1 protein-coding gene and 1 pseudogene are annotated in these 1052 nt (G+C 25.7%); both read right to left on the reverse strand.

The genetic code is table 11. The features are described 5' to 3' along the window. Positions 1-633, reverse strand: a 633-nt coding sequence (locus H2279_RS08570; protein WP_337196284.1) for a hypothetical protein, incomplete at its 3' end; no start/stop codon positions are given. A gap of 2 nt (positions 634-635) precedes the next feature. Beyond that, a pseudogene (locus H2279_RS08575) lies at positions 636-1052 on the reverse strand (hypothetical protein); the annotation flags it as partial.

Consider the following 1052-nt stretch of genomic DNA (forward strand, 5'->3'; position numbering starts at 1 on the left):
AATATCATAAAGAGTGATATCGTTGATATATAAATGATCAATACGACCCCAAACACCAAGTGCTGTTGCAGTGTCTATGATGTTAAAAAATTCGTCATCTTTGTGATTGATATTTTCAACCTTTAATTGATGAATAGCATCAAGAAGATTATAACTTTTATGATTAAAAGTAGAAGTGAAATTTTTTAAAAATTCTTCATAGTCTAAATTAGGATTATTTGTAAGCTCTTTTTGTTTTTCATAGAGTTTAATAGTAAGCCATTGTGAAAAAACAAGTTGAACAAAAGGATATTGTTTTACTAGATTAGAGAATTTATCCTTATGTTTTTCTCCAAATTCAAAAACTTCTAAAATAACATTTTTAGGAAGTTCTACTCCAAAAGCTTTATAGTCATTGTCTTTTAGAGTGTTTAAATTTGTGATAAGATTTTTGGTGAGATTGTCACTATAATATTTATCTTGTATAAGACTAAAATTGATAGGGAGATAATTAAACTGATCAAGACATCCAAATACTCCAAAAGTCCTCTTACCTAAATAATAAAAAATATCATCTTTCATATCATACTCCTTTATATTATCTGCATTAAGTGTGCAAAAAATCATCACTAAAAAACATATTATTTTTTTCATAGCTATTCCTCTATATTAACTTTTCCTTTGATATTGATACCACTATTATTGATTATGATTTTACTTGAACCTACTTCTAAAAGAATTTCTTCGCCATCGCTTTGTATATTAGCATTTCCTATGAATAGTTGTATTTTTTTCTGAGCTTTTATAAAAATTTGTTCTTTTGTGTCAATGAGTAAATTTTTATTGATTAAAGTGCTTTGTTTAACACTGCTTAATTTTAAGCAATCATCAGTATAAAGATCGATATTATCTTCTGTGCTTAAAGAATAATTTGATTTAGAACTTATATTAATATCTTTATCAATTTTAATATCCCAAGATCCCTCTAAAATATCTTTTCTATTTCCCTTGATGTTTTTTATCTCATCCTTATTTATGATAGTATTTTGGTTAGCTCCTATTTCTACCTTTTT

This window comes from Campylobacter sp. B0100352/1, assembly GCF_020135855.1.
Classification (GTDB): Bacteria; Campylobacterota; Campylobacteria; order Campylobacterales; family Campylobacteraceae; genus Campylobacter_D; species Campylobacter_D taeniopygiae.